The 23,838-nt window shown below is 64.1% G+C and carries 23 protein-coding genes; 15 read left to right on the top strand and 8 right to left on the bottom strand.

Annotated elements, in window-relative coordinates:
• Nucleotides 1–154 precede the first annotated feature (154 nt).
• The 4 genes from RTH74_RS17020 to RTH74_RS17005 all read left to right on the top strand — a co-directional run bounded on the left by RTH74_RS17020 (nucleotide 155) and on the right by RTH74_RS17005 (nucleotide 4,451).
• Nucleotides 155–796 carry an oxidoreductase gene (locus RTH74_RS17020; protein ID WP_099526351.1) on the top strand — a complete coding sequence of 214 codons (642 nt, stop codon included), beginning with the start codon at nucleotides 155–157 and terminating at the stop codon, nucleotides 794–796.
• 16 nt (nucleotides 797–812) lie between these two features.
• Nucleotides 813–1,157 (top strand): DUF5629 family protein, encoded by a 345-nt coding sequence (locus RTH74_RS17015; RefSeq protein ID WP_099526350.1) that lies wholly within the window; start codon nucleotides 813–815, stop codon nucleotides 1,155–1,157.
• A 3-nt stretch (nucleotides 1,158–1,160) separates the two neighbouring features.
• Nucleotides 1,161–1,772 carry a class I SAM-dependent methyltransferase gene (locus RTH74_RS17010; RefSeq protein WP_179543951.1) on the top strand — a complete coding sequence of 204 codons (612 nt, stop codon included), beginning with the start codon at nucleotides 1,161–1,163 and terminating at the stop codon, nucleotides 1,770–1,772.
• A gap of 69 nt (nucleotides 1,773–1,841) precedes the next feature.
• Nucleotides 1,842–4,451 carry an EAL domain-containing protein gene (locus tag RTH74_RS17005; protein WP_316915424.1) on the top strand — a complete coding sequence of 870 codons (2,610 nt, stop codon included), beginning with the start codon at nucleotides 1,842–1,844 and terminating at the stop codon, nucleotides 4,449–4,451.
• Nucleotides 4,452–4,455: 4 nt separating this feature from the next.
• On the opposite strand, the gene RTH74_RS17000 is transcribed toward RTH74_RS17005, so the two are convergent.
• Together RTH74_RS17000 and RTH74_RS16995 are read right to left on the bottom strand one after the other, a co-directional pair.
• Nucleotides 4,456–5,094, bottom strand: a complete 639-nt coding sequence (locus tag RTH74_RS17000) for a response regulator transcription factor (protein ID WP_064494980.1) — start codon at nucleotides 5,092–5,094, stop codon at nucleotides 4,456–4,458.
• 87 nt (nucleotides 5,095–5,181) lie between these two features.
• Entirely contained in the window at nucleotides 5,182–7,116 is a 1,935-nt protein-coding gene (locus tag RTH74_RS16995; RefSeq protein ID WP_316915423.1) for an ATP-binding protein, read from the bottom strand.
• A gap of 141 nt (nucleotides 7,117–7,257) precedes the next feature.
• Here RTH74_RS16995 and RTH74_RS16990 point away from each other — a divergent pair, with 141 nt between their 5' ends.
• From RTH74_RS16990 to RTH74_RS16965, 6 genes are all read left to right on the top strand, one after another.
• Entirely contained in the window at nucleotides 7,258–8,877 is a 1,620-nt protein-coding gene (locus tag RTH74_RS16990; protein ID WP_316915422.1) for an acyl-CoA synthetase, read from the top strand.
• A 125-nt stretch (nucleotides 8,878–9,002) separates the two neighbouring features.
• Nucleotides 9,003–10,376, top strand: a complete 1,374-nt coding sequence (locus tag RTH74_RS16985) for a solute carrier family 23 protein (RefSeq protein ID WP_316915421.1) — start codon at nucleotides 9,003–9,005, stop codon at nucleotides 10,374–10,376.
• A gap of 59 nt (nucleotides 10,377–10,435) precedes the next feature.
• On the top strand, nucleotides 10,436–12,208 hold the full coding sequence (locus tag RTH74_RS16980; RefSeq protein WP_316915420.1) for an acyl-CoA dehydrogenase C-terminal domain-containing protein: 1,773 nt from the start codon (nucleotides 10,436–10,438) through the stop codon (nucleotides 12,206–12,208).
• Nucleotides 12,209–12,339: 131 nt separating this feature from the next.
• Entirely contained in the window at nucleotides 12,340–13,518 is a 1,179-nt protein-coding gene (locus RTH74_RS16975; RefSeq protein WP_125834457.1) for an acetyl-CoA C-acetyltransferase, read from the top strand.
• Nucleotides 13,519–13,556: 38 nt separating this feature from the next.
• Nucleotides 13,557–14,423 (top strand): MBL fold metallo-hydrolase, encoded by an 867-nt coding sequence (locus RTH74_RS16970; RefSeq protein ID WP_316915419.1) that lies wholly within the window; start codon nucleotides 13,557–13,559, stop codon nucleotides 14,421–14,423.
• A 159-nt stretch (nucleotides 14,424–14,582) separates the two neighbouring features.
• Nucleotides 14,583–15,062 carry a YbaK/EbsC family protein gene (locus tag RTH74_RS16965; protein WP_316915418.1) on the top strand — a complete coding sequence of 160 codons (480 nt, stop codon included), beginning with the start codon at nucleotides 14,583–14,585 and terminating at the stop codon, nucleotides 15,060–15,062.
• Between the two features lie 55 nt (nucleotides 15,063–15,117).
• Here the strand turns inward: RTH74_RS16965 and RTH74_RS16960 are convergent, their stop codons facing one another.
• The 5 genes from RTH74_RS16960 to RTH74_RS16940 all read right to left on the bottom strand — a co-directional run bounded on the left by RTH74_RS16960 (nucleotide 15,118) and on the right by RTH74_RS16940 (nucleotide 17,943).
• Complete coding sequence (locus RTH74_RS16960) at nucleotides 15,118–15,408, bottom strand: YceK/YidQ family lipoprotein (protein ID WP_316915417.1); 291 nt, start codon at nucleotides 15,406–15,408, stop codon at nucleotides 15,118–15,120.
• Nucleotides 15,405–15,695 carry a DUF2845 domain-containing protein gene (locus tag RTH74_RS16955; protein ID WP_316915416.1) on the bottom strand — a complete coding sequence of 97 codons (291 nt, stop codon included), beginning with the start codon at nucleotides 15,693–15,695 and terminating at the stop codon, nucleotides 15,405–15,407. Before RTH74_RS16955 ends, RTH74_RS16960 begins: the two co-directional genes overlap by 4 nt.
• Before the next feature lie 11 nt (nucleotides 15,696–15,706).
• Nucleotides 15,707–16,336, bottom strand: a complete 630-nt coding sequence (gene ubiX, locus RTH74_RS16950) for a flavin prenyltransferase UbiX (protein WP_064494985.1) — start codon at nucleotides 16,334–16,336, stop codon at nucleotides 15,707–15,709.
• Complete coding sequence (mpl, locus tag RTH74_RS16945) at nucleotides 16,337–17,692, bottom strand: UDP-N-acetylmuramate:L-alanyl-gamma-D-glutamyl-meso-diaminopimelate ligase (protein WP_316915415.1); 1,356 nt, start codon at nucleotides 17,690–17,692, stop codon at nucleotides 16,337–16,339. It lies immediately after the preceding gene.
• An 89-nt stretch (nucleotides 17,693–17,781) separates the two neighbouring features.
• Complete coding sequence (locus tag RTH74_RS16940; protein ID WP_316915414.1) at nucleotides 17,782–17,943, bottom strand: hypothetical protein; 162 nt, start codon at nucleotides 17,941–17,943, stop codon at nucleotides 17,782–17,784.
• Between RTH74_RS16940 and RTH74_RS16935 the strand changes: the two genes are divergently transcribed.
• Nucleotides 17,942–18,397, top strand: a complete 456-nt coding sequence (locus RTH74_RS16935; RefSeq protein ID WP_036998299.1) for a GNAT family N-acetyltransferase — start codon at nucleotides 17,942–17,944, stop codon at nucleotides 18,395–18,397. The genes RTH74_RS16940 and RTH74_RS16935 overlap by 2 nt on opposite strands.
• 27 nt (nucleotides 18,398–18,424) lie before the next feature.
• Here RTH74_RS16935 and RTH74_RS16930 read toward each other — a convergent pair whose 3' ends face one another.
• A complete protein-coding gene (locus tag RTH74_RS16930; protein WP_316915413.1) occupies nucleotides 18,425–20,008 on the bottom strand; it encodes a protein kinase in 1,584 nt (527 codons plus the stop codon).
• Between the two features lie 114 nt (nucleotides 20,009–20,122).
• On the opposite strand from RTH74_RS16930, the gene RTH74_RS16925 reads away from it, so the two are divergent.
• The 4 genes from RTH74_RS16925 (at nucleotide 20,123) to RTH74_RS16910 (ending at nucleotide 23,836) form a co-directional block, all read left to right on the top strand.
• Entirely contained in the window at nucleotides 20,123–20,950 is an 828-nt protein-coding gene (locus RTH74_RS16925) for a zinc-dependent peptidase (protein WP_316915412.1), read from the top strand.
• Nucleotides 20,951–21,028: 78 nt separating this feature from the next.
• The gene (ppa, locus tag RTH74_RS16920; RefSeq protein ID WP_013717208.1) at nucleotides 21,029–21,556 is read left to right on the top strand and encodes an inorganic diphosphatase; all 528 of its coding nucleotides are present in this window, start codon (nucleotides 21,029–21,031) and stop codon (nucleotides 21,554–21,556) included.
• Between the two features lie 154 nt (nucleotides 21,557–21,710).
• A complete protein-coding gene (locus RTH74_RS16915; RefSeq protein WP_099526338.1) occupies nucleotides 21,711–23,339 on the top strand; it encodes a methyl-accepting chemotaxis protein in 1,629 nt (542 codons plus the stop codon).
• A 2-nt stretch (nucleotides 23,340–23,341) separates the two neighbouring features.
• Nucleotides 23,342–23,836 (top strand): chemotaxis protein CheW, encoded by a 495-nt coding sequence (locus RTH74_RS16910; protein WP_316915411.1) that lies wholly within the window; start codon nucleotides 23,342–23,344, stop codon nucleotides 23,834–23,836.
• The last annotated feature ends 2 nt before the right edge of the window (nucleotides 23,837–23,838 follow it).

Below are 23,838 nucleotides of genomic sequence, written 5' to 3'. Positions count from 1 at the left end.
GCGAGGCAGGCAAGACGAGGCAAAAACAGCCGAAAAAGCGCAGTTTACGAGTTGTAAATGAGCATTTTGAGGCTGTTTTAAACGAAGCATTGCCAACGCAGGTAGTTTTTCAACAGCCTGTTAAGCTGAACTGTAATGGACAAGAGACAACTGCATGTACCTGACCCCGCAGCACATCCTTATCGCCGGCGCCACCGGACTCACCGGTGAACACCTGCTCGACCGCCTGCTCAGCGAGCCAACGGTCGCCCGCGTGCTGGCACCGACACGCCGCCCCCTGGCCGCACACCCGCACCTGGAAAACCCGGTAGGTGACCTGCAGGCCCTGCTGCCGCAGCTATCCGGCCAGGTCGATACCGCCTTCTGTTGCCTGGGCAGCACTATCAAGCAGGCCGGCTCACAGGAAGCCTTCCGCGCTGTCGACCATGACCTGGTGCTGGCATTCGCCCGTCGCGCTCGCGAGCTCGGCGCACGGCACTTGGTGGTGATCAGCGCCCTGGGCGCCAACGCCGGATCAAAGGTGTTCTACAACCGCATCAAGGGCGAAACCGAGGAAGCGTTGAAAGCCATGGACTGGCCGCAACTGACCATCGCCCGCCCATCGCTACTGCTCGGCGCGCGTCATGAATTCCGTCTCGGCGAGCGCCTGGCGGCGCCGCTGCTGCGCTGGCTGCCGGGCAAGTACCGCGGCATCGACGCCTGTGCCCTGGCCCGCGCCCTCTGGCGCCTGGCTCTGGAAGAGGAAGACGGCGTGCGCGTGATAGAGTCCTCCGACCTGCGCCGCCTGGGGCGCTGACGTGGTGGATAAAGCGATGAAACCGACAAGCCTGATCGAGGCGCTGCAAGACGCCGACATGCTCGAGATCGACGGTCTGTATGCCTGGCAGTTCGACCTCGACACCGAACTGCTGGCGCAAATCAGCGCTGGCACGGCGGGCAGCGACAGCGCCGCCAAACCGCTGCTACAGGTGCACTGCATCGATGGTCGCGAGCGCCGCTTGTGGAAGTTCTCCCTGGCTTCGGTACAGGCCGCGCGCTACAGCGAAGCGGACGACAGCTGGCTGATCGAAGGCAACGATGTCAGCCACACGCTCAAATGCTTCGCCGCCTACCGCGGCGACAACGATGAGGACGATGAAGGGCAGGACGAAGCCTGAACCATGGGCCTCTATGACCGCCATATCCTGCCGCATCTGATCGATTTCGCCTGCGGCATGGGCGCGGTGATGAAGGCGCGCTCGCAGATCGTGCCACTGGCCAAGGGCCGAGTACTGGAGATCGGCATCGGCAGCGGCCTCAACCTGAGCTTCTACGATCCGCAGCGGGTCGAGGTGGTGGTTGGCGTCGACCCGTCCGCCGCCATGCAGCGCCTGGCCCGTGAGCGCGCCGAACGTTGCCAGGTACCGGTGGAGATGATCGCCCTGGAGCTGGGGCAGATTCAGGCGGCGGATGCCAGCTTCGATGACATCGTCTGCACCTTCACCCTATGCACCATCCCCGATGCGGTCTCTGCTCTGCGTGAAATGCGCCGCGTGCTCAAGCCCGGCGGACGCCTGCTGTTCTGCGAACACGGCCTGGCACCGGACCTCCCCGTGGTGCGCTGGCAGAAGCGCCTGACGCCACTTTGGAAACCGCTGGCCGGCGGCTGCCATCTGGATCGCGACATAACCGCGCTGATCGAGGCTGGGGGCTTTCATATCCGCCAACTGGATACCGGCTACCTGAAAGGGCCCAGGCCCATGACCCACGTCTATCGTGGCTGGGCCGACTGAGCACCGCTCTGAGCTCGCATAGTCGACATAGGCGGCCATACTGCAGAACAGGTTGCTGGAACTCTGCCCATGGAAGCCGCCCCGCGCATGAAGCCCCTCTCGTTACACCACCTCGTTAACCTGCTGCTGTGTCTGTGCCTGCTGGGCTGCGCCTGGAGCACCGCCGCGGAGGCACGCACGGTCAGGGTCGGCGTGTACGCCAACGAACCAAAGATATTTGCCGATGCCAACGCGCAGCCCTCGGGCATTCTCGGCGAGTTGCTGCAGGCCATTGCCAACGAGGAACGCTGGCAGCTGCAGACAGTGCCCTGCGCCTGGCAGCAATGCCTGCAACTGCTGCAGGACGGCGAGATTGATCTGCTGCCGGACGTCGCCTTCAGCGAGGAGCGAGCACAACTGATGGACTTCCACCAGGTGCCTTCGCTGTTCAGCTGGTCACAGCTGTACAGCCATGAAGAACTGCGCCTGCAGAGCGTGCTCGACCTGCGCGGCCTGCGTATCGCCGCGTTGGAGGGTTCGATTCAGTTCCAGTATCTGCAGAGCCTGCTCGGCAGCTTCGGTCTGCAGGCGCAGATGATTCCGCTCAGCGACCTGAGCCAGGGCTTTGCCATGGTGCTTGCCGAGCAGGCCGATGCAGTGGTGGCCAATCAGCTGTTCGGTGACTATCACGCCGCTAACTACCGCCTGAGCGCGACACCGATCATGTTCCAGCCTGCACAGCTGTTCTACGCCACGCGCAAGGGCGCCAACGCCGAGCTGCTCAGTGCCATCGACCAGCACCTGCAGAATTGGCAATCAGCGCCTGGTTCTATCTACTTTCAGGTGCTGCAGCGCTGGAGCGGCACACCTCAGCAGCGCAGCGTACCCGTCCTGTTCTGGTGGGGCCTGGCGCTGCTCGCCGCACTGCTGACGCTGGCCATTGGCGGCAGCCTGCTGTTACGCCGCCAGGTAGCGGACAAGACCCGACACCTCAAGACCAGCGAAGCGCGCCTCAATACCATCCTCGACAGCGTCGAGGCGCATATCTACATCAAGGACCCCCAACTGCGTTATCAGTACGTCAATCGCAAGGTCTGCGAGCTGTTCGGCCGCAGCGCCGAACAGGTCATCGGTCATAGCGATGCCGACTTTTTCGACAGTGACACGGCGCAAGCACTGGGCATCAACGACCGACGCGTACTGGCTGGCGAGCGCATCGAGAGCGAGGAAACCAACCGTGATCGCTACGGCCGTAACGAGCGCACCTACTTTTCGGTGAAGCTGCCGCTGCGTGCAGCCGATGGCAGCATCTACGCCCTGTGCGGCATTTCCACCGACATCACCGAGCACAAGAAGAACCTCGAACAGATCCATCAACTCGCCTATTACGACGCGCTCACCGGCCTACCCAATCGCCGCCTGCTGCTCGAACACCTGCAGTTTGCCCTGGCCCGCAGCGCACGCAGTCGACGTGAGGGCGCGCTGCTGTTCATCGATCTGGACAATTTCAAGCAGCTCAATGACACCCTCGGCCACGACATGGGCGATCTGCTGCTGCAACAGGTCAGCGAGCGCCTGCTCAATCAGGTGCGCCTCGAAGACAGCCTGTCGCGCCTCGGCGGCGACGAATTCGTATTGATCCTGGAGAACCTCGAGCCCGAGCCTCAGGCTGCCATCGCCACTATCGAGCATGTCGCAGAAAAACTGCTGCGCGCTCTGGCCACCCCGTTCGAGCTGCCCGGCTATAACCACAGCGGCAGCGCCAGCATCGGTGTCGCCTTGTTCTCGCAACCCCATGACAAGCCCGAGGAGCTGCTCAAGCACGCCGACCTAGCGATGTATGAAGCCAAGGCCGCCGGGCGCAATACCCTGTGCTTCTTCGACCCGCGCATGCAGCAGGCACTGGCGGCCCGCGCCACCCTGGAGCACGAGCTGCGCCGCGCTCTGAGCGAGGCTCAGCTGCTTCTGCACTACCAGCCGCAGGTAAATGAACGGGGTGAGCTGCTCGGCGCCGAGGCGCTGGTGCGCTGGCAACACCCGCAGCGCGGTCTGGTACCGCCAGGCGAGTTCATCCCGCTGGCGGAAAGCACCGGGCTGATACTGCCCATGGGCCGCTGGATCCTTCACACCGCCTGCCAGCAACTCGCCTCGTGGGCCAATGACCCGCAGCGCGCCGAGCTGACCGTGGCGATCAACGTCAGCGCCCGCCAATTCCATCATCCGGACTTCGTCACCGACGTGCTCAGCGCGCTACAGAAGACTGGAGCCAACCCGCACAGGCTGGAGTTGGAGCTGACCGAGAGCCAACTGGTGCAGGACATCGAAGCGCTGATCAACAAAATGGGCCAGCTCAGAGCCCACGGCGTGCGCTTCTCGCTGGACGACTTCGGCACCGGCTACTCATCGCTCAGCTACCTTAAACGCCTGCCACTCGACCAGTTGAAGATCGACCGCAGCTTCGTTCGCGACCTGCTCGACAATGCCAGCGATACCGCCATCGTGCGGACTATTCTCGCCCTGGGGCAGGCGCTCGAATTACGCGTCATCGCCGAAGGCGTAGAGAGCCAGGCACAGCGCGATGCCCTACTACGCCTGGGCTGTCGCCATTTCCAAGGCTACCTGTATGGCGTCCCACTGCCGGCCGAACAGATCGGCGCCTATGGCCGCGCCACCCTCGACCTGCAGCAGGGCTCAGCGTAGAGGCTCAGACGCGCACTGGCTCACGCAACGCCAGGCTGTCCACCAGACCGGCGGCGATAGCCATACCCACCAGCTCGGCCAGCGTCTCGGCCTGCATGCGTTTCATCACCCGTGAGCGATAGAGGTCGACGGTTTTCACGCTGATATCCAGCTGCTCGGCGACTTCACGGTTGGTGTAGCCGCGCACCAATGGCAACAGCACGTCACGCTCACGCGGGGTGAGTTGATCGAGCCGTGCCTGTACCGCTGCCAGACGCGGATCCTGGCGCACCGCAGGCAAACGACGCTCTAGCGCCTGCTGAACACTGTCGAGCAGCAACTGCTCGTTGTAGGGCTTCTCGATGAAATCCACGGCGCCGGCCTTGAACGCACGCACGACGATAGGCACGTCGGCATGACCGCTGACGAAGATGATCGGCAGGTCGATACCCCGTGCGCGCATTTCCTCCTGCACATTGAGCCCACCCATACCCGGCATGCGCACGTCGAGCAGCACACAGGCGTTGGCCGCCGCATCGCAGGCCTCGAGAAAAGCGCGACCGCTGGTGAACGGCACGCCCTTGAGGCCTACCGACTCCAGCAGCCAGAGCGTCGAGTCGAGCATGCCCTGGTCATCATCGACCACGTAAACCAGTTGTTGCATCCCTGTGCTGCTCCTCTTGTTGTTATGCGTTTCATCGATCGCGGCTAACGCCCCCTCGCACAGTTTGCATGCCCTGTGGGAGGGGCTTTAGCCGCGACTGTTCGACAATGACTCATCGTCCCTACCCAGCGGCAAGCGGCACTCCAGACACAGCCCGCCGCCCTCAGCCGGGAAGGCCTCCAGCGCCCCACCAAAGCCCTCGATGATGCTGCGGCTCATGGACAGGCCTAGCCCCAGTCCATCGGCCTTGCTGGTGTAAAAGGGGGTGAACAGCTTGCCCATCTGCTCGTCACTGACACCCGGCCCCTGATCGATCACCCGGATCGCCAGGTTGCCGTCCGCTTCGCTTGCCTCCAGACGCACCTGCGAAGGTGCACCAGGGTGACGTTCGCGGTTGGCATCGATGGCATTGCGCAGCAGGTTGAGCAGTACCTGTTCGAGCAGCACGCGGTCGGCAAATACCGGCGGCAGATTGTCCGGCAACAGGTCGCTCACCGCCACCTGCGCCGTACCGGCCTCCCAGTTGCACAGACGCACCGCTTCGCGCGCCACCTCGGCCAGGTTCAGCGCCTGCATGCGCCGCTGGCCCTTGCGCAGGAAAGCACGCAGGCGCTTGATCACGGCCGAGGCATGATTGGCGTGCTCGGTGATGCGTGCCAGGCCCTGGCCCACCTTGTCCACACCGGCAGGATCGCCGCCGACGCCCTGCAGGTAGCGCTGGCTGGCGCTGGCGTAGTTGACCACCGCCGCCAGCGGCTGGTTGATCTCGTGGGCGATGCCCGAGGCCAGCTCGCCCAGGGTGATCAGCCGCGTGGTGTGCGCCAGCTCGTCCTCCAGGCGGCGCTTGTTCTCCTCGGCCTGGATGCGCGCGGTAATGTCGCGCGACACGCTGACCACCTCCACCACCGCACCGGTGTAAGTCTCGCGGATGGCGCGGCTGGCGGTCTCGAACCAGAGGTAGTGACCGTCGCGGTGGCGAATGCGATAGCTCATGGTGTGGTAGCCATCCTGCTCCAGTGCCTCGCGCGCCTGCTTGGCTTGCTGAGCCTGATCCTGCGGATGCAGCAGGCTGTCGACCGCCATGCCGCGCAACTCTTCCGGCCAGTAGCCGAGCAACGTCCAACTGGCGGGCGTGGCGTCAAGAAACACGCCGTCCGGCGTATGCCGGGAAATCAGGTCGGTGGTGTTCTCGGTGATCAGCCGATACAGCCGCCGTGCGCGCGCCGCTTCGCGCTGCTCGCGAATCTCCTGGGTCGCTTCGCGGCAGCGCGCCAGCACACGGCGCTCGACAACATCGGGGATAAAGCTCCAGATCAGGATGCGCTCACCGTCCTGTGCCTCCACTGCCTCGATAGCGCGCCCCTGCTCCAGGCAAGCACGCACCAACGGCACATGGTTGACTGGCAGCAGCGCGCCCACCTGCACCAACGCACGGTCGCCGAGCAAGGTCTGCAGGGCCTGATTGAATTCCAACGCCCGTGCCTGCTCATCGAGCAGCAGCGCCGGCTGCGGATCGGCCGACAGCAGCGGTGCGCTGCGCGCCATGCCACCGGCCAGCGCGATCAGTTGCGCCAGCAGCTCGCGCAGCCAGGGCAACCACTCCAGGCCGGCATCTTCGTCCACCTGCAGCAACAACAGACCGGCACCACCCTCCTCCAGGCTCAGCGCCAGGGCCTGACCGTGATGAATAGCAGCGCGGCGCAGTCGACCCGCCAGCCAGCAGGGCAACTGACGCACTGCTTCCAGGCTCAGGCAGGGCTGCGTCGTCAGCGCCTCGAACAAGGCCTGATCGCTGGCGGCCAGCGGATCACCCTGGCCCGGCGGCAAACGTGGCCCACCATCTTCCTGGGCATAGGTGCGGCTGGCCGGCTGCCAGGTCAGGTACCAGGCCTGGCGTACCTGTAGGCAGCCAAGCACGGCGCGACGCAAAGCTGCCGCCCGCTCGTTGAGGGATGGCGCTTCGCGCTGGATACGCAGCCAGGCCTGCAGCGGCACGGCCGCCTGATCACTCGAAAGATTCATATAGTAATTATTCTATAAAACCTTGGTACAACTTCCATAAAAAATAGAAATGACCTATAAATTACCGCCAGCAAGCTTCGGTAATGCCTGCATCATTACCGGAATAACCAGAGCTAACAATCAGCCAAAGGTGTATCCGCCATGTCGATCTACGAGCAGGGCCTCGGCCGCGCCGCCGTCAACCATGTCGCCCTCAGCCCCCTTAGCTTCATCGAGCGCACCGCGGCGGTCTACCCGCGATATCCGGCGATGGTGCATGGCTCGATTCGCCGCAACTGGGCCGAAACCTACGCGCGTTGCCGGCGCCTGGCTTCGGCGCTGGCCGGTCGCGGTATCGGCAAGGGCGACACGGTAGCGGTGATGCTGCCGAACATTCCGGCCATGCTCGAAGCGCATTTCGGCGTGCCGATGATCGGCGCGGTGCTCAACACCCTCAACGTGCGCCTGGACGCCGAAGCCATCGCCTTCATGCTGCAGCATGGCGAAGCCAAGGTGGTGATCGCCGACCGCGAGTTCTATGACGTGATCCATGCGGCCATCGGCATGCTCGACCACCCGCCGCTGGTGATCGACGTCGACGACCCCGAGTACGGCGAAGGCCAGGCGGTCAGCGATCTGGACTACGAGGCCTTCCTCGCCGAAGGCGATCCCGAATTCGCCTGGCAGTGGCCCACTGACGAGTGGCAGGCCATCAGCCTCAACTACACCTCTGGCACCACCGGCAACCCCAAGGGCGTGGTCTATCACCACCGTGGCGCCTTCCTCAATGCCATGGGCAACCAGATGACCTGGGCCATGGGCAACCACCCGGTCTACCTGTGGACGTTGCCGATGTTCCACTGCAATGGCTGGTGCTACCCCTGGACGATCACCGCCCTGGCGGGCGTGCACGTGTTCCTGCGCCGCGTCGACCCGGCGAAGATCCTCACCCTGATCCGCGACGAACAGGTCACCCATCTGTGCGGCGCGCCTATCGTACTCAACGCCCTGGTGAACATGCCGGCCGAGGCCAAGGCGGCCATCGATCACCCGGTCAAGGCCATGGTCGCCGGCGCCGCGCCACCCGCCAAGGTCATCGGCGCGGTGGAAGAAATGGGCATCGCCGTGACACACGTCTACGGCCTCACCGAGGTCTATGGCCCGGTAACCCTGTGCGCCTGGCACGCCGAATGGGACGAGCTGCCGCTGGAACAACGCGCCACCATCAAGGCGCGCCAGGGTGTGCGCTACCCGACCCTGGAAGGGGTGATGGTCGCCGACCCGAAAACCCTCGAGCCGGTACCGCGCGACGGCCAGACCATTGGCGAGATCTTCATGCGCGGCAATACGGTGATGAAGGGCTACCTGAAGAACCCCAGCGCCACCGCCGAGGCCTTCGAGGGTGGCTGGTTCCACACCGGTGACCTGGGCGTGTGCCACGCCGACGGCTACGTGGAAATCCGCGATCGCCTCAAAGACATCATCATCTCCGGCGGCGAGAACATCTCCACCATCGAGGTCGAGGGCGTGCTCTATCGCCACCCGGCGGTGCTGGAAGCAGCCGTGGTAGCCCGACCGGACGAAAAATGGGGCGAGACGCCCTGCGCCTTCATCACCCTGAAGACCGGCCAGCAGGCCAGCGACAGCGAAATCATGAGCTTCTGCCGCGAGCACCTGGCCGGCTTCAAGGTGCCCAAGACCGTGGTCTTCACGACATTGCCCAAGACCAGCACCGGCAAGATCCAGAAGTTCGTCCTGCGCGATATGGCCAAGGCTCTCTGACCACGTAGCCCGGATGCAATCCGGGGACAGCGATTCGGCCCCCCCGGATTGCATCCGGGCTACGGCAAAACCGCACCGTTTTCACAACAACAAGAACCGGCCCTGGCGGCCGACGGAGAACCCTCATGCAAATTTTCAAGCGCCGTGACGGCGACGAGCAACCGCACTGGCCTCTGGGCCCTTTCAAGCTGCGCCTGCCCTTCGTGCATTACCGCTGGGAAACCGCCGAGATGCTGCAGGCACTGATCATGTTCGTGGTCAGCCTGGCGATGATCCCGCTGCTGGAGAAATACCTCGGCCTGCCCTACGACGTGGCCCTGGCCTACGTAGTGGTGTGCGGCATCGGTTTCATGCTGCCGGCGCTGCTCGGCGTGCCGCTGGTGCCGGGCTGGATCACTCCCGGCATTCCGGTGGTGCTGTTGTTTCTCGGCAACTACGAGCCGGGCCCAGCGGCTATTCAGGCACTGTTCGCCCTACAGTTTCTGGTGTTCGTGATCTTCCTCTTCCTCGGCGTCACCCGCCTGGGCAGTGCACTGGTACGACTGATCCCCAACTCGATGAAGGGCGGCATCATCATCGGCGCAGGTATCGCCGCACTGATGGGCGAGATCAGCGCGGGCGGCCGCCTGGCCAACACGCCGATTTCCCTGGTGCTGGGCAGCCTGATCTGCCTGTACCTGATGTTTTCGGTGTCGTTCAAAGGCCTGACCGAGCGCGTGCCCTTCGCCCGCAAGATCGTCAACTACGGCATGGTGCCGGGCATGCTGATCGCCATCTTCATCGGCATCGCCGTGGGCGAGTACAAGATGCCGGACGTGAAGTGGGGCATCACCGCGCCGGCCTTCGGCGAGATGTGGAACTACCTGCCATTCAATGTCGGCTTCCCCGGCCTGGACGTGTTCATGCTGGCCGTGCCCACCGCGGTGATCGCCTACGTGATCGCCTTCGGCGACATCATCGTCGGCCAGTCGCTGATGCAGCGCGCCGATGAACTGCGCACCGACGAGTTGATCGAAAACAACGTCGACCGCATCCACCTGGTGACCGCCATCCGCAACGCCCTGCATGCCTTCTTCGCGCCCTACCCTGGCCTGGCCGGCCCGTTGTGGACGGCCGTGGCGGCGACCATGGCCGAGCGCTACAAGTACGGCCGCAAGGCGATGGATTCGATCTACAGCGGCGCAGGCACCTTCTGGATCACCGGTTTCGCCGCGCTGTTCATGCTGCCGCTGGTCAGTTTCTTCCAGCCGGTGCTGCCGATCGCCCTGTCGCTGACACTGATCCTCACCGGCTACATCTGCCTGATGGTCGGCTTCGAGCAACTGAACAACAACACAGAGCGCGGCATCGCCGGCACCATGGGGGTGGTGCTCGCTGTCTACGGTGCGGGCTGGGGCCTGGCCGCGGGCGCGGCGCTGTACATTCTGGTCGAACGCACCCATCTGCTTAAATTCACCAGCGTCAAGGATAAGCCGCAAAGTCCGGCGGAAGCCGACTGACGGATTTCGTTCCACACGCGCCGCGCTCGTCGCGGCGCCACTGCTGTCGAGGTTGCACAATGCCCGAGTTAAACGCCCCGCTGCGCGATATGCGCTTCGTCCTCCATGAAGTCTTCCAGGCGCCCAGCCTGTGGGCACGTCTGCCGGCCCTGGCGGAAACCGTCGATGCCGACACCGCCGACGCCATCCTCGAAGAAGCGGCCAAGGTCACCGGCGGCCTGATCGCACCGCTCAATCGCAGCGGCGACGAGGAAGGCGCACAGTGGGTCGACGGCGACGTGCGCACCCCGGCTGGTTTCCGCGAGGCCTACGCTACCTACACCGAAGGCGGCTGGGTGGGCCTTTCTGGTAACCCGCAGTACGGCGGCATGGGCATGCCCAAGATGCTCGCCGTGGCCTTCGAGGAAATGCTCTATGCCGCCGGCTCCAGCTTCGCGCTGTATTCCGCGCTGAGTTCCGGCGCCTGCCTGGCCATTGACGCCCACGCCAGCGAAGAGTTGAAAACTACCTACCTGCCGCCGATGTACGAAGGCCGCTGGGCCGGCTCCATGTGCCTGACCGAGGCCCATGCCGGCACCGACCTGGGCATCATCCGCACCCGCGCCGAGCCACAGGCCGACGGCAGCTACAGGATCACCGGCAGCAAGATCTTTATCACTGGTGGTGAGCAGGATCTGACCGAGAACATCATCCATCTGGTGCTGGCCAAGCTGCCGGACGCACCGGCCGGGCCGAAGGGCATCTCGCTGTTCCTGGTGCCCAAGGTGATGGTGAGTGCCGATGGCAGCCTTGGCGAGCGCAATGCGGTGAGCTGCGGCTCGATCGAGCACAAGATGGGCATCAAGGCTTCGGCCACTTGCGTGATGAACTTCGACGGCGCCACCGGCTACCTGGTCGGCGAAGTCAACAAGGGCCTGGCGGCGATGTTCACCATGATGAACTACGAGCGCCTGTCCATCGGCATCCAGGGTATCGGCTGCGCCGAGGCCTCCTATCAGTCGGCCGTCAGCTACGCCCGCGAACGTATCCAGAGCCGCGCCGCCACCGGTCCGGTGGCGAAGGACAAGATCGCCGACCCGATCATCGTCCACGCCGACGTACGCCGCATGCTGCTGACCATGAAGGCGCTGAACGAGGGCGGTCGTGCCTTTGCCTGCTACGTTGGCCAGCAGCTCGACCTGGCCAAGTACGCCGAGGACGCCGGCGAGCGGCAGAACGCCGAAGCGCTGGTCGCCCTGCTGACACCTGTGGCCAAGGCCTTCTTCACCGACACCGGGCTGGAAAGCTGCGTACACGGCCAACAGGTATTCGGCGGCCACGGCTACATCCGCGAATGGGGCCAGGAGCAGTTGGTACGCGACGTGCGCATCGCGCAGATCTATGAAGGCACCAATGGCATCCAGGCGCTCGACCTGCTCGGGCGCAAGGTGGTGGCCAATGGCGGCGCCGCGCTGCGCCTGTTCGCCGGTGAAGTGCGTGACTTCGCCCATGCCCATGAATCGCCCTTCGGTGATCGCCTGGTGGAAGCGCTGGAACGCCTGGAAGCAGTCAGTGGCTGGCTGCTGGAGCAAGCCAAGAGCGAACCCAACGCAGTCGGTGCCGCCTCGGTGGAGTACCTGCATCTGTTCGGCTACGTCGCCTACGCCTACATGTGGGCACGCATGGCCGCCGTGGCGCAAAGCAAGCTGGGTGAAGACGAAGCCTTCTACGGCAGCAAGCTCGCGACCGCCGAGTTCTTCTTCGTCCGTCTGCTGCCGCGCACCCTGAGCCTGGAGGCGAGTATTCGTGGTGGTAGCCAGTCCTTGTATGGCCTGGCCGCCGAACAGTTCTAAACATAGGGCAGGTGCAATCCGCCACCGCCGAGCCGGCGGCCCTGCAAGGTTGAGCGTGTTGCGCGGCGCTTTGGCGCCGCGTTTTTTTATTCGAGCTTCGGCTGGCCCTGCCCAGCCGACGAGGAGTCCTTATGCGTGAAGTCGTGATAGTCGCCGCCTGCCGTACCGCCATCGGCAGCTTTCAGGGCGCGTTGAGCCGCATACCCGCGCCGCAACTGGGCGCCGCGGTGATCCGTGAACTCCTGGCCCGCACGGGAATCGAGGGCGAGCAAATCGACGAAGTGATTCTCGGCCAGGTGCTCACCGCGGGTTCCGGGCAGAACCCGGCGCGCCAGAGTGTCCTGCTCGCCGGCCTGCCACATACGGTGCCGGCCATGACCCTGAACAAGGTCTGCGGCTCCGGCCTCAAGGCGGTGATCCTCGGTGCCCAGGCCATTCGTGGCGGCGACGCAGAGATCATCATCGCCGGCGGCCAGGAGAACATGAGCCTGGCGCCCTACGTCATGCCCGGCGCCCGTAGCGGCCTGCGCATGGGCCATGCGCAATTGGTCGACACGATGATTCAGGACGGCCTATGGGATGCGTTCAACAATTACCACATGGGTATCACCGCCGAGAATCTGGCCGAGCAGTACGGCGTCACCCGCGCCGAGCAGGACGCCTTCGCCCTGCGTTCGCAGCAGCGCGCCCAGGCCGCCATCGACGCGGGGCGCTTTGCAGGCGAGATCGTCCCGGTGGAAATCCCCCAGCGCGGCGCCGAACCACTGCGCTTTGCCCAAGATGAACAACCGCGCGCCGGCACCAGCCTGGACAGCCTGGGCAAGCTGCGCCCGGCTTTCAAGAATGACGGCACGGTGACCGCAGGCAACGCCTCGACCCTCAACGATGGCGCCGCTGCCGTACTGCTGATGAGCGCTGAGAAAGCCGACGAACTGCAACTGCCGGTTCTGGCCCGTATCGCTGCCCACGCCAGCGCCGGGGTCGATCCGGCAGTGATGGGCATCGGCCCGGTATTCGCCAGTTGCAAGGCGCTGGAACGCGCCGGCTGGAGCCTGGAACAACTTGACCTGATCGAAGCCAACGAAGCCTTTGCCGCCCAGGCCATCGCCGTCGGCCGCGAACTGCATTGGGACAGCGCCAAGGTCAATGTCAACGGTGGCGCCATCGCCCTCGGCCACCCCATCGGCGCCTCCGGCTGCCGCATCCTGGTCAGCCTGGTGCACGAGATGCAGCGCCGCGATGCCCGTCGTGGCCTGGCCACCCTGTGCATCGGCGGCGGCCAGGGTGTGGCCCTGGCCATCGAACGCTGAAACAATCGCCACGAACGGACAAGAACAAGAGAAACCCCATGCGAACCCTGACCACCCTGACCGGCAACAGCCAGAAACTCGATGGCGGCGCCATGTTCGGCAACGCGCCCAAGACCCTCTGGCAGCGCTGGATGCCGGCCGACGAACTGAACCGTATCGACCTCGGCTGCCGCGCCCTGCTGGTGCAGGAGGACGAGCGCAACATTCTTGTCGAGACCGGCATCGGCGCCTTTTTCAGCCCGGAGCTGAAGCAGCGCTTCGGCGTACAGGAAGAGCGTCACGTGCTGCTCGACAGCCTGGCAGCCGTCGGCCTGAGCGATGCTGATATAGACATCGTCATATTGACCCACCTGCACTTCGACCATGCCGGCGGCCTGCTCGCCGCCTGGCAGGCGGATCAACCCGCACGCCTGCTGTTTCCCAACGCACGCTTCGTCACAGGTCGTCGCCAATGGCAGCGCGCCTGCAATCCACACGCCCGCGATAAAGCCTCTTATATCCCGGAGCTGCTGGCTCTGCTGGAAGCCAGCGGCCGCCTGCAACTGATCGACGAAACCGACAGTTGCGAGCTACTCGGTCCAGACTGGCGCCTGCACTGGAGCGACGGCCACACACCGGGCCAGTTGCTGCCGGAGGTGGTCATGCCGGGTGGGCCGGTGGTGTTTCCCGGAGACCTGATCCCCGGTGCGCCCTGGGTGCACCTGCCGATCACCATGGGTTACGACCGCTTCCCCGAAGGCCTTATCGAGGAAAAGGAAGCGCTGCTCAGCGATCTGTTCTCCCGGGGCGGCCGACTGGTATTCACCCACGACCCGGACGTGGCCATGGGCCGGGTAACACGTGACGAAAAAGGTCACTTCGGGCTCGATGAAGCCGAAAAAGCAGCGCATCTGCTGGCAAACTGACGCCATCAGGCCTTGACGTGCTGGCCATGCGGCGCGAGCATGGCCGCTTGTTTTTTCGCCGTGCTCACGACCACGCCAGCGCCAGGACGGGGCTGTGCCTGACCAGCACAGACTGGCCACAGCGTCGTGCTCACCTCGACAGACCTGGGGAACCGCTTCATGAGCCTGGCCTCTGTACGCGCCTTCTTCGCCGCCAAGGCGCCCGACATCGCGATCATCGAACTGCAGTCCAGCACCGCCACCGTGGCGCTGGCTGCCGAGGCGCATGGCGTATCGCCGGGACAGATCGCCAAGACCCTGGCCTTTCGTATCGCCGAACGCGACGTGCTGATCGTCGCCCGTGGCGACGCCCGCATCGACAACCGCAAGATGAAGGAATGCTTCGGCGCCAAGTCGCGCATGCTCGATGCGCAAACGGTGATCGAGCTGACCAGCCACCCGGTGGGCGGCGTCTGCCCATTCGGCCTGGCTACACCGCTCAGCGTCTACTGCGACCGCTCGTTGCTGGCCTTCGATGAAGTCCTACCGGCGGCCGGCGCCACCCACAGCGCCGTACGCATCGCTCCGCAGCGCATGGCCGAACTGGTCGATGCCGAGTGGATTGACGTATGCCAGGAAGTGGAAACAGAAGCCTGCTGAACGACGCCAGCAACGCCACCTCCATAGGCTGCGCCAGCGCCTTCTCCGCACCGAGTTACAGCCCGCCGCTGATGCCCAGGCTCACGCCCAGCGCAGTGGCCAGTGACAGGGGCAGCAACAAGGTATCGAGCAGCGCACTGCCCGGCAGATCCAGCCCGGGATAGCTTGGCGCTTCGGCGCCGAAACGGTCCAGCGGGCAGCAGCCGCCATTGATCGTGTACCAATCCAGCCGCGTACCGGCATAGACCACCGGCGCACCAGGCTTGGCCGCGTCCAGCGTGCGCACGGTGGCACAGCCGCTCAGATTCAGCGCCAGCAACAGGGTGAGCGTTACAGGCCGTCTCATCCGCGTTCGGTCCTTATTTCCACCAGCTTGCCATCGAGAAAACGCAGGTAGCGGTAGACGCCATTGCGAGGCCCATACACCCATTGTTCGACTGTCACCCCACCACCCTGCGGACTGCTGGGTGGTGTCACCTCACGCTGATCGGGTTCACCGCATTTGCGTAGCACCTCGACGCTACGCTCGCCCTCGTAAACCAGAGCGGTACCGCAGCGCATGGAGGCCTCTGCAACAGGCAGCAACGACAACATGAAGACGCTTCCCAGCACACCGCGACTCACAATGGACATCAGCACTCTCCTTAGTCATCTGATACCAAATGATGCTCGCCCCAGCGCGGCAGCATGTCCTGGGGGATATTCAGGCAATTGAGGATGCGCGCAACGACGAAGTCCACCAGATCATCCAGCGTTTGCGGCTGGTGATAGAACCCCGGTGATGCCGGCAGGATGGTCACACCCAGATTTGACAGCTTGAGCATATTCTCCAGATGGATGCTCGAATACGGTGCCTCGCGCGGCACCAGAATCAGCTGGCGGCGCTCCTTCAAGGCTACGTCGGCGGCGCGCTCGATCAGATTGTTGCAGGCACCGGCAGCGATGGCCGACAAGGTGCCGGTGCTGCACGGCACTACCACCATGGCCGTTGGCGCGCCGGAGCCGGAGGCGGCCGGGGCCATCCAGTCTTCCTTGCCATAGACGCGGATCTGCCCTGGCGCCGCGCCGGTGTATTCGGTGAGGAACTGCGCCATGGACTGCGGCTTGGCCGGCAGCGCCACGTCGGTCTCGGTAGCCATCACCAATTGCGCAGCCTTGGAGATCAGGAAGTGCACCTCGCGCTCTTCCTGCACCAGGCAATCGAGCAAGCGCAGGCCATATTGCGCGCCCGAGGCGCCAGTCATCGCCAGGGTGATTCTCTCAGGGCCAGACATTCATCCCTCCAGAGCTGCTGCCAGCTTGCCGTGCAGGCCGCCGAAGCCGCCGTTGCTCATGACCACCACTTGGGTACCGGGGCGCGCCAGGGCCTTCACACCGTCGATGATCGACTCCAGCGAGTCGCACACCCGTGTCGGGTTACGCGCCTGCGCCACGGTGGCGGCCAGATCCCAACCGAGATTCGGCGGTGCGTACCAGAACACCGCGTCGGCCTGCTCGGCCGACTCGGCCAGGCCATCGCGATGGGCGCCGAGTTTCATCGAATTGGAGCGCGGTTCGATCACCGCGATCACCTGGGTATCGTCACCGACACGCTTGCGCAGGCCATCGAGCGTGGTTGCGATGGCAGTGGGGTGGTGGGCGAAGTCATCGAAGACGGTCACACCGTTCACCTCGGCGACCTTTTCCATACGCCGCTTGGCGTTGATGAACTGGCCCAGTGCCTCGATACCCAGCGCCGGCACCACGCCGACATGGCGCGCCGCAGCGAGTACGGCCAGGGCGTTGGCGACGTTGTGCTGGCCGGTCAGGTTCCACTCCACGGTGCCCTCGACCTTGCCATCGAAGCTCACCTCGAAACGTGAGCCATCGGCGCTGAGCAGGCGCGCCTGCCATTGCCCGCCTTCACCAGTGGTCTGCACGGGCGTCCAGCAGCCCATCTCGATCACTCGCGCCAGCGCAGTTTCACTGGCCGGATGGATCACCAGACCCTCGCTCGGGATGATGCGTACCAGATGGTGAAACTGCCGCTCGATAGCCGCCAGGTCAGGAAAGATATCCGCGTGGTCGAATTCCAGGTTGTTGAGGATCGCCGTGCGCGGGCGGTAGTGGACGAACTTGCTGCGCTTGTCGAAGAAGGCGCTGTCGTACTCGTCGGCCTCGACCACGAAGAACGGCGTATCGCCCAGGCGCGCGGAAATCCCGAAGTTTTGCGGCACGCCGCCAATCAGAAAGCCCGGCGCCATGCCGGCGTGTTCCAGCACCCAGGCCAGCATGCTTGAACTGCTGGTCTTGCCATGGGTGCCGGCGACCGCCATCACCCAGCGCCCCTGCAGCACATGATCAGCCAGCCACTGCGGGCCGGACACATAGGGCAAGCCCTTGTTCAGCACATATTCCACTGCCGGGTTACCACGGCTCATGGCATTACCCACCACCACCAGGTCAGGCGCCGGCTGCAGATGGGCGGGGTCATAACCCTGCATCAGTTCGATGCCCTGAGCTTCCAACTGTGTGCTCATAGGCGGGTAGACGTTGGCATCGGAGCCGGTGACGCGGTGGCCAAGTTCCTTGGCCAGAACGGCAAGCGAGCCCATGAAGGTGCCGCAGATGCCGAGAATATGAATGTGCATGAATGACCTCTGAACGCGCCCTACTCGTAGGGCTTAAAGCGATGGCGGCAGGTTAGCACAGCGCCCACCAGGCGGCTGCTGCGCCCAGTTCAGACAGATGCACCAATACCAAGTTGCTCGGCCTCGGAAAAATCAAACGCTTGCTTGGATTGCGCTTTCAACTGGCTTTGAGGCAGCATCGGCTGACCCGCTGGCACAACAGCTGCATCGCCACTGCTGCCCCACCATAGAGAAAAGCCGAGGCCCACCATGCGCATCGTCCAAGCCACCCTGGAGCACCTGGACCTGTTGACCCCGCTGTTCGTCAAATACAGAGAGTTCTATAACGAGCTGCCCTACCCCGAGTCGTCACGTAAATTCCTCGAGAAGCGCCTGCGCCGCAAGGAATCGGTGATCTATCTGGCTCTGGCCGACGACGAAGACAAGCTGCTCGGCTTCTGCCAGCTCTATCCCAGCTACTCCTCGCTGTCGCTCAAGCGCGTGTGGATTCTCAACGACATCTATGTCGCCGAGGATGCTCGCCGCCAACTGGTAGCCGACCGCCTGCTGCACACCGCCAAGCAGATGGCCAAGGAAACCAACGCCGTGCGTATGCGCGTGGCCACCAGCCGCGACAACGAGGTGGCGCAGAAGGTCTACGAGTCCATCGGTTTCGTCGAGGACGAGCAGTTCAAGAACTACGTGCTACCGATCAACTCCGATTGATCGACTCGCAGGTGTAGCGGCTGCCCGTCAGCCGCCGAGACTGAGCAGCAGCCCCAACAGCAATGGCAACGTGACCAGACCTAGCGCAGCCAGGCCTGCCGGCTGCATTGGCACGCGCCGCAGCGCTTGACTGCGACGCGCCTGCAAGGGCTGCTGCAATGCCAGCTGAAACTCCGACAGCGCCTCGAAACGTGCCTGTGGCTGTGGCGCCAGGGCGCGAGCCAGCACGCCATCCCAGCCTTGCGGCACATGCACGGTAAAGGTCGCCAGGGGCACATAACAGTGTCCAGGCCTGACGTCGCTGCGCGCCGCCTCCGGCCATTGCCCCGACATCAGCCAGTAGATCAGCGCCGCCAGGGCGAACTGATCGGCACGACCATCCAGTGCTCGCCCGCTGCGCAGTTCCGGCGCTAGCGGTACAACCTGCTCAGGCAAAGACTGACGCGCCACACCGGGCAGGATCGCAGCGGCGCCTGGCAGAAACAGCACGCGCCCGTCATCACCGAGCAAAATCTGCCTAGGGCTCAACCAAAGCCCCTGCATGCCACGGCGCTGCAGCGAACGCACGGCTGTGATCAGTTGCGTCACTATCCCTATCAGCGTCTGCGTATCCGGCGCACCATGAGCCGCCACCCAATCGAACAGATTGCGCATGCCGCGAGGCGGTTTGGCCAACACCAGGTATGCATGGCTGCGCGCCTGATGCGGCGACAGTACCTGCGGCAACGCATGCTGCGCACTACGGCGCAACGCCCACTCACGCTGCCAGAAGGCTTCGTCTGCCTCGTCCTCGGCGAACCAGAGCACGGCTTCCCGCCCGGATTCATCACGCCCGAGGTATACCCGTCCAGACGGCCCATAAGGGCATTGACGCAACAGCGTCCAGCCATCGACTTGCTGGCCACAGGCAATCTGCGTCAGCGCCGGACACGCCGCAACGGAGGGCGCCGGCGCCAGGCACTGGGTTTCCTCCAGGCGCAGCAGAACTGCAGCGCCTGGGGCCTGCAACAGCGGCTTCAGCCGCTCGCCCAAGCCACCCTCCGCCTGGATACATAGCCCTTGCAGATCGCTCACATCGAGTCGCGGTTGCGGCGCCAGCAACAGATGCTCGCCGCGGCTCGGCAACAGACTGTGCTGAACCAGCGCCAACTCGGCCTGAGCGCCGAGAGCCTGTCCCTCACGCCCTGCCAGGACTTGCAAGACACCTTTGTGTGCACGCGCCAGACCGACACTGCCCGCCTGCAGAAACTGCAACTCATCGCCCTGCATCAGCAACACACCGGCATGCAAGTCGGCGACACCCTGCCCGGCCTGCTGCCGGCGGAACAGCTGGAGATTCAGCGCGGCCAGCACCTGTCGCGCCGCCTGGGTTTCACTCCAGCCCTCAGGCGTACAGCGAAAATCGGCGAACAGGGCGTCCAGGTGACGTTCCAGGCTTTGCACCACATCGGGGCAGTGGCGCGCCCAAAGCAGCACGACCAGCAGCAATGGCGGACGCTGCTGGCGACCGGCCAGCCACATCGCCCGAGCCCGCGCGGCCTGGTGCGGCAAGTCCAGCCCGGTGCCGCTCGCCAGCGTGATTCCCGGGTGTTCCAGCAGTTGTAGCACCATGCCCAGCCCTCCTGCTGCAGCGAAGCTGCAAGAGGCGTTGCAGCCTTTATGCCGACTTGTAGCGAGCGCCTGGCGCCCTTATGGTGGCCGGGTCCTCCCAACGAGCCCGCATGCATGTGGTCCTTCAAGGCCTGGCGCCGTCGTCGCACCCTCGAAAACAACCCTGTCGATCCCGCCCACTGGGCCGAAGTACGCAGACGCCTGCCGATTCTCGATGGCCTCGACGAGCACGAAGAGCAGCAGTTGCGCGAACGCGCCGTGCTGTTTCTGCATGACAAGCACCTGACCGCCCTGCCGGGCCTGCAGCTCGGCCCAGTCGAGCACCTGCTGCTGGCAGCCCAGGCGCAATTGCCGCTACTGCACCTGGGCGATCTGGACTGGTACCAGGGCTTTCACGAAATCGTCCTATACCCGGATGATTTCGTGAGCCCGCAGCGCCACCGCGACGCCAGCGGTATCGAACACGAATGGGACGACGCGCGCAGCGGCGAGGCCTGGCAACAAGGCCCGGTAATCCTCGCCTGGCCGGGCGTCGAAAGCAGCGGCGGCTGGGAAGGCTACAACCTGGTGATCCACGAACTGGCGCACAAGCTGGACATGCTCGAAGGCGGTGCCAATGGCCTGCCACCGCTGCACCGCGACATGCGCGTGCAGGATTGGGCGCATGCCATGCAGAGCGCCTATGACACACTGAACGCCGAGCTGGACGCCAATCCCGACGCCGAGACCGCCATTGACCCGTACGCGGCGGAAGACCCGGCAGAGTTCTTCGCGGTGGCCAGCGAATACTTCTTCAGCGCACCGGACCTGCTGGCAGATGCCTTTCCGGACGTCTACCAGCAGCTGTCCTTGTTCTACCGCCAGGACAGCCTGGCGCGATTGCGACGGCTGCAAGCGGAACACCCCGACTACAGGACGGTCGAAAACGCGACCAATGGCTGAGTAGGCCGCCGTAGTAACGCATTGCGAATACGCCTATAATGCGCCCCACTTTTTTGGCCCTCCCTGGGAGTTTCCCCCATGAGCTACAGCAAGATCCCGGCTGGTAAAGACCTGCCGAACGACATCTACGTTGCCATCGAAATCCCGGCCAACCACGCGCCGATCAAATACGAAATCGACCACGACACCGATTGCCTGATGGTCGATCGCTTCATGGCCACCCCGATGTTCTACCCGGCCAACTACGGTTTCATCCCGCACACCCTGGCTGACGACGGTGACCCCCTCGACGTGCTGGTCGTGACTCCTTATCCGGTCGCGCCGGGTTCGGTGATCCGCGCTCGTCCGGTCGGCGTACTGCACATGAGCGACGAAGCTGGCGGCGACGCCAAGCTGGTTGCCGTTCCGCACGACAAACTGACCGTTCTGTACAAAGACGTTCAGGAATACACCGACCTGCCCGCGCTGCTGATCGAGCAGATCAAGCACTTCTTCGAGAACTACAAGGATCTGGAGAAGGGCAAGTGGGTCAAGGTAGAAGGCTGGGGCGGCGCTGAAGAAGCCCGCGGCCTGATCAACAAGGCAGTCGCGGCTTACCAAAAATAAGCCCTGACCACCTCCTAAAAGCCGGCCACAAGCCGGCTTTTTTATTGCCTTTCACCAGGCAACCTGTACAAATTCGTTACACCCAGGCAAAACGGCAATGTGCCGGTATGCTGTAGTTGATGGGTAAATTGATCAGCCAGGGCACGTGGATATGATGAACCTGACCGTACGCAATCGAATCATCGTCAGCTTCCTGCTGATCATCGCCATTCTGGTCCTGCTGGCCGGCGTCTCCTACATGCGCCTGGTCAAGATCGAGAACGAGGCCAATGGCATCCGCAGCGAGTCGATCCCGGGCCTGTATTACCCGAGCAAGACACAAGAGCTCTGGTCCCGTCACATGCTCGACACTCGCCGCTTGCTGTTGCGCGCCGTCGATGAAGACGTTGCCACCCTGCTGGACAACTACCGCGACCAGTTCGCCACGCAGATGCAGGCGCTCGACGAGGAGTTCGGACGCTACCAGAGTGCCACGGCAGACGAGCAGGAGCTGGCGCTGGCCGAACAGTTCCGTCAGGTGCAGCACCAGTATCTGAACCGCCACGGGCAATTGCTCGACAGCCTGCCGAGCCTTGCACCCAAACAGGCTCGCCAATTCAGCGCCGAACGCGTGTTTCCCGAGTGGGAAAAAGGTGAAAGCCTGCTGAGCGAGCTGATCGAAATGAATCGCGGCCAGGCCGATGCCGCCGCGCGTGAGATTCGCAGCGCAGTGCGGATCATGGAAGCGGGGCTGCTGATCGCCATCTTGCTGGCCATCCTCGTCTCCGCCGTCTGCGGCTGGCTGCTGATGAGCGCTATCACCACCCCCGTGAACCGCATCGTCAGCATCCTCAAATCCCTGGAAAGCGGCGACCTGTCGGCGAAACTCGACATGCACCGCCGCGACGAATTCAACGCCATCGAGCTGGGCTTCAACAGCATGGTCGGCGAGCTCAAGAACTTGGTCGGCAACGCCCAGCGCTCTGCAGTGCAGATGACCACCTCGGTCACCGAGATCGCTGCCACCTCGCGCCAGCAGCAGGCCACGGCCACCGAAACCGCTGCCACCACCACCGAAATAGGCGCAACTTCACGGGAGATCGCGGCCACTTCGCGCGATCTAGTCCGCACCATGGGTGAAGTCTCCGACAACGCCGAGCAAACCTCGATTCTCGCCGGCACCGGCCAATTGGGCCTGGCCCGCATGGAAGAGATCATGCACCAGGTAATGGGGGCGGCCGATGTGGTCAACGGCAAGCTGTCGATCCTCAACGAGAAGGCTGGCAACATCACCCAGGTGGTCACCACCATCGTCAAGGTGGCCGATCAGACCAACCTGCTGTCACTCAACGCCGCCATCGAGGCGGAGAAAGCCGGCGAGTACGGCAAGGGCTTCGCCGTGGTGGCCGTGGAAGTGCGCCGCCTGGCCGACCAGACCGCCGTGGCCACCTACGACATCGAGCAGATGGTGCGCGAGATCCAGTCCGCTGTATCGGCCGGCGTGATGGGCATGGACAAGTTCTCCGAGGAAGTGCGCCGCGGCATCGGCGAGATGGCGCAGATGGGTGACCAGCTCAGCCAGATCATTCAGCAGGTGCAGGCCCTGGCCCCGCGTATCCAGATGGTCAACGAAGGCATGCAGGCGCAGTCCACCGGCGCCGAACAGATCAACCAGGCATTGGTGCAGCTCGGTGAAGCCAGCAGCCAGACCGTCGATTCGCTGCGTCAGGCTGGCGCCGCCATCGATGAACTCAACCAGGTGGCCAACAACCTGCGCGTTGGCGTCAGCCGCTTCAAGGTCTGAACATGCCAGCCCCCAGCAAAGCAGCAGCGGGTGAACTGCACTTGCAGTTCACGCTCGGTGATGATCGCTACGCCCTTCCCGCCAGTCAGGTAGTCGAAGTGCTGCCGCTACGCCGCCTGAAACAGGTGCCCGAAGCGCCGCTGTGGGTAGCCGGGTTGTTCGAGCATCGCGGTCGAGTGACCCCTGTGATCGATCTCAGCCATCGCGTGCTGGGGCGCGCCGCCCAATCCCGCAGCAGCACACGCGTGGTGCTGGTGCGCTTCGACCTGCAGTTGGGTGAGCAGTCGCCAGTGCTAGGGCTGATTCTGGAGCAGGCCACCGACACCCTGCGCCTGCCCAGTGAGGCGTTCAAGGCCAGCGGCCTGGAAGCGGGCCAGGCGGACTACCTGGGGCCGCTGCAGCGTGATGCCCGTGGCATGATCCAGCGCATCGAGGTCGCCGGGTTGCTCGACGACGAGGTACGCGCCCTGCTGTTCCAACCTGCGGACCAGGGCTGACG

This window comes from Pseudomonas sp. zfem001 (assembly GCF_032621725.1).
Classification (GTDB): Bacteria; Pseudomonadota; Gammaproteobacteria; order Pseudomonadales; family Pseudomonadaceae; genus Aquipseudomonas; species Aquipseudomonas sediminis.
This window is presented reverse-complemented; position numbering and strand designations above follow the sequence as displayed.

What these genes read in the sequence shown, in the direction of transcription:
- mpl (WP_316915415.1), bottom strand. Translation starts at nt 17,692, where the DNA reads ATGCACATTCATATTCTCGGCATCTGCGGCACCTTCATGGGCTCGCTT.
- RTH74_RS17015 (WP_099526350.1), top strand. Translation starts at nt 813, where the DNA reads ATGAAACCGACAAGCCTGATCGAGGCGCTGCAAGACGCCGACATGCTC.
- RTH74_RS16910 (WP_316915411.1), top strand. Translation starts at nt 23,342, where the DNA reads ATGCCAGCCCCCAGCAAAGCAGCAGCGGGTGAACTGCACTTGCAGTTC.
- ppa (WP_013717208.1), top strand. Translation starts at nt 21,029, where the DNA reads ATGAGCTACAGCAAGATCCCGGCTGGTAAAGACCTGCCGAACGACATC.
- RTH74_RS17010 (WP_179543951.1), top strand. Translation starts at nt 1,161, where the DNA reads ATGGGCCTCTATGACCGCCATATCCTGCCGCATCTGATCGATTTCGCC.
- RTH74_RS16970 (WP_316915419.1), top strand. Translation starts at nt 13,557, where the DNA reads ATGCGAACCCTGACCACCCTGACCGGCAACAGCCAGAAACTCGATGGC.
- RTH74_RS16960 (WP_316915417.1), bottom strand. Translation starts at nt 15,408, where the DNA reads ATGAGACGGCCTGTAACGCTCACCCTGTTGCTGGCGCTGAATCTGAGC.
- RTH74_RS16965 (WP_316915418.1), top strand. Translation starts at nt 14,583, where the DNA reads ATGAGCCTGGCCTCTGTACGCGCCTTCTTCGCCGCCAAGGCGCCCGAC.
- RTH74_RS16995 (WP_316915423.1), bottom strand. Translation starts at nt 7,116, where the DNA reads ATGAATCTTTCGAGTGATCAGGCGGCCGTGCCGCTGCAGGCCTGGCTG.
- RTH74_RS16935 (WP_036998299.1), top strand. Translation starts at nt 17,942, where the DNA reads ATGCGCATCGTCCAAGCCACCCTGGAGCACCTGGACCTGTTGACCCCG.
- RTH74_RS16925 (WP_316915412.1), top strand. Translation starts at nt 20,123, where the DNA reads ATGTGGTCCTTCAAGGCCTGGCGCCGTCGTCGCACCCTCGAAAACAAC.
- RTH74_RS16915 (WP_099526338.1), top strand. Translation starts at nt 21,711, where the DNA reads ATGAACCTGACCGTACGCAATCGAATCATCGTCAGCTTCCTGCTGATC.
- RTH74_RS17005 (WP_316915424.1), top strand. Translation starts at nt 1,842, where the DNA reads ATGGAAGCCGCCCCGCGCATGAAGCCCCTCTCGTTACACCACCTCGTT.
- RTH74_RS16955 (WP_316915416.1), bottom strand. Translation starts at nt 15,695, where the DNA reads ATGTCCATTGTGAGTCGCGGTGTGCTGGGAAGCGTCTTCATGTTGTCG.
- RTH74_RS16975 (WP_125834457.1), top strand. Translation starts at nt 12,340, where the DNA reads ATGCGTGAAGTCGTGATAGTCGCCGCCTGCCGTACCGCCATCGGCAGC.
- RTH74_RS16980 (WP_316915420.1), top strand. Translation starts at nt 10,436, where the DNA reads ATGCCCGAGTTAAACGCCCCGCTGCGCGATATGCGCTTCGTCCTCCAT.
- RTH74_RS17000 (WP_064494980.1), bottom strand. Translation starts at nt 5,094, where the DNA reads ATGCAACAACTGGTTTACGTGGTCGATGATGACCAGGGCATGCTCGAC.
- RTH74_RS16985 (WP_316915421.1), top strand. Translation starts at nt 9,003, where the DNA reads ATGCAAATTTTCAAGCGCCGTGACGGCGACGAGCAACCGCACTGGCCT.
- ubiX (WP_064494985.1), bottom strand. Translation starts at nt 16,336, where the DNA reads ATGTCTGGCCCTGAGAGAATCACCCTGGCGATGACTGGCGCCTCGGGC.
- RTH74_RS16930 (WP_316915413.1), bottom strand. Translation starts at nt 20,008, where the DNA reads ATGGTGCTACAACTGCTGGAACACCCGGGAATCACGCTGGCGAGCGGC.
- RTH74_RS16940 (WP_316915414.1), bottom strand. Translation starts at nt 17,943, where the DNA reads ATGGTGGGCCTCGGCTTTTCTCTATGGTGGGGCAGCAGTGGCGATGCA.
- RTH74_RS17020 (WP_099526351.1), top strand. Translation starts at nt 155, where the DNA reads ATGTACCTGACCCCGCAGCACATCCTTATCGCCGGCGCCACCGGACTC.
- RTH74_RS16990 (WP_316915422.1), top strand. Translation starts at nt 7,258, where the DNA reads ATGTCGATCTACGAGCAGGGCCTCGGCCGCGCCGCCGTCAACCATGTC.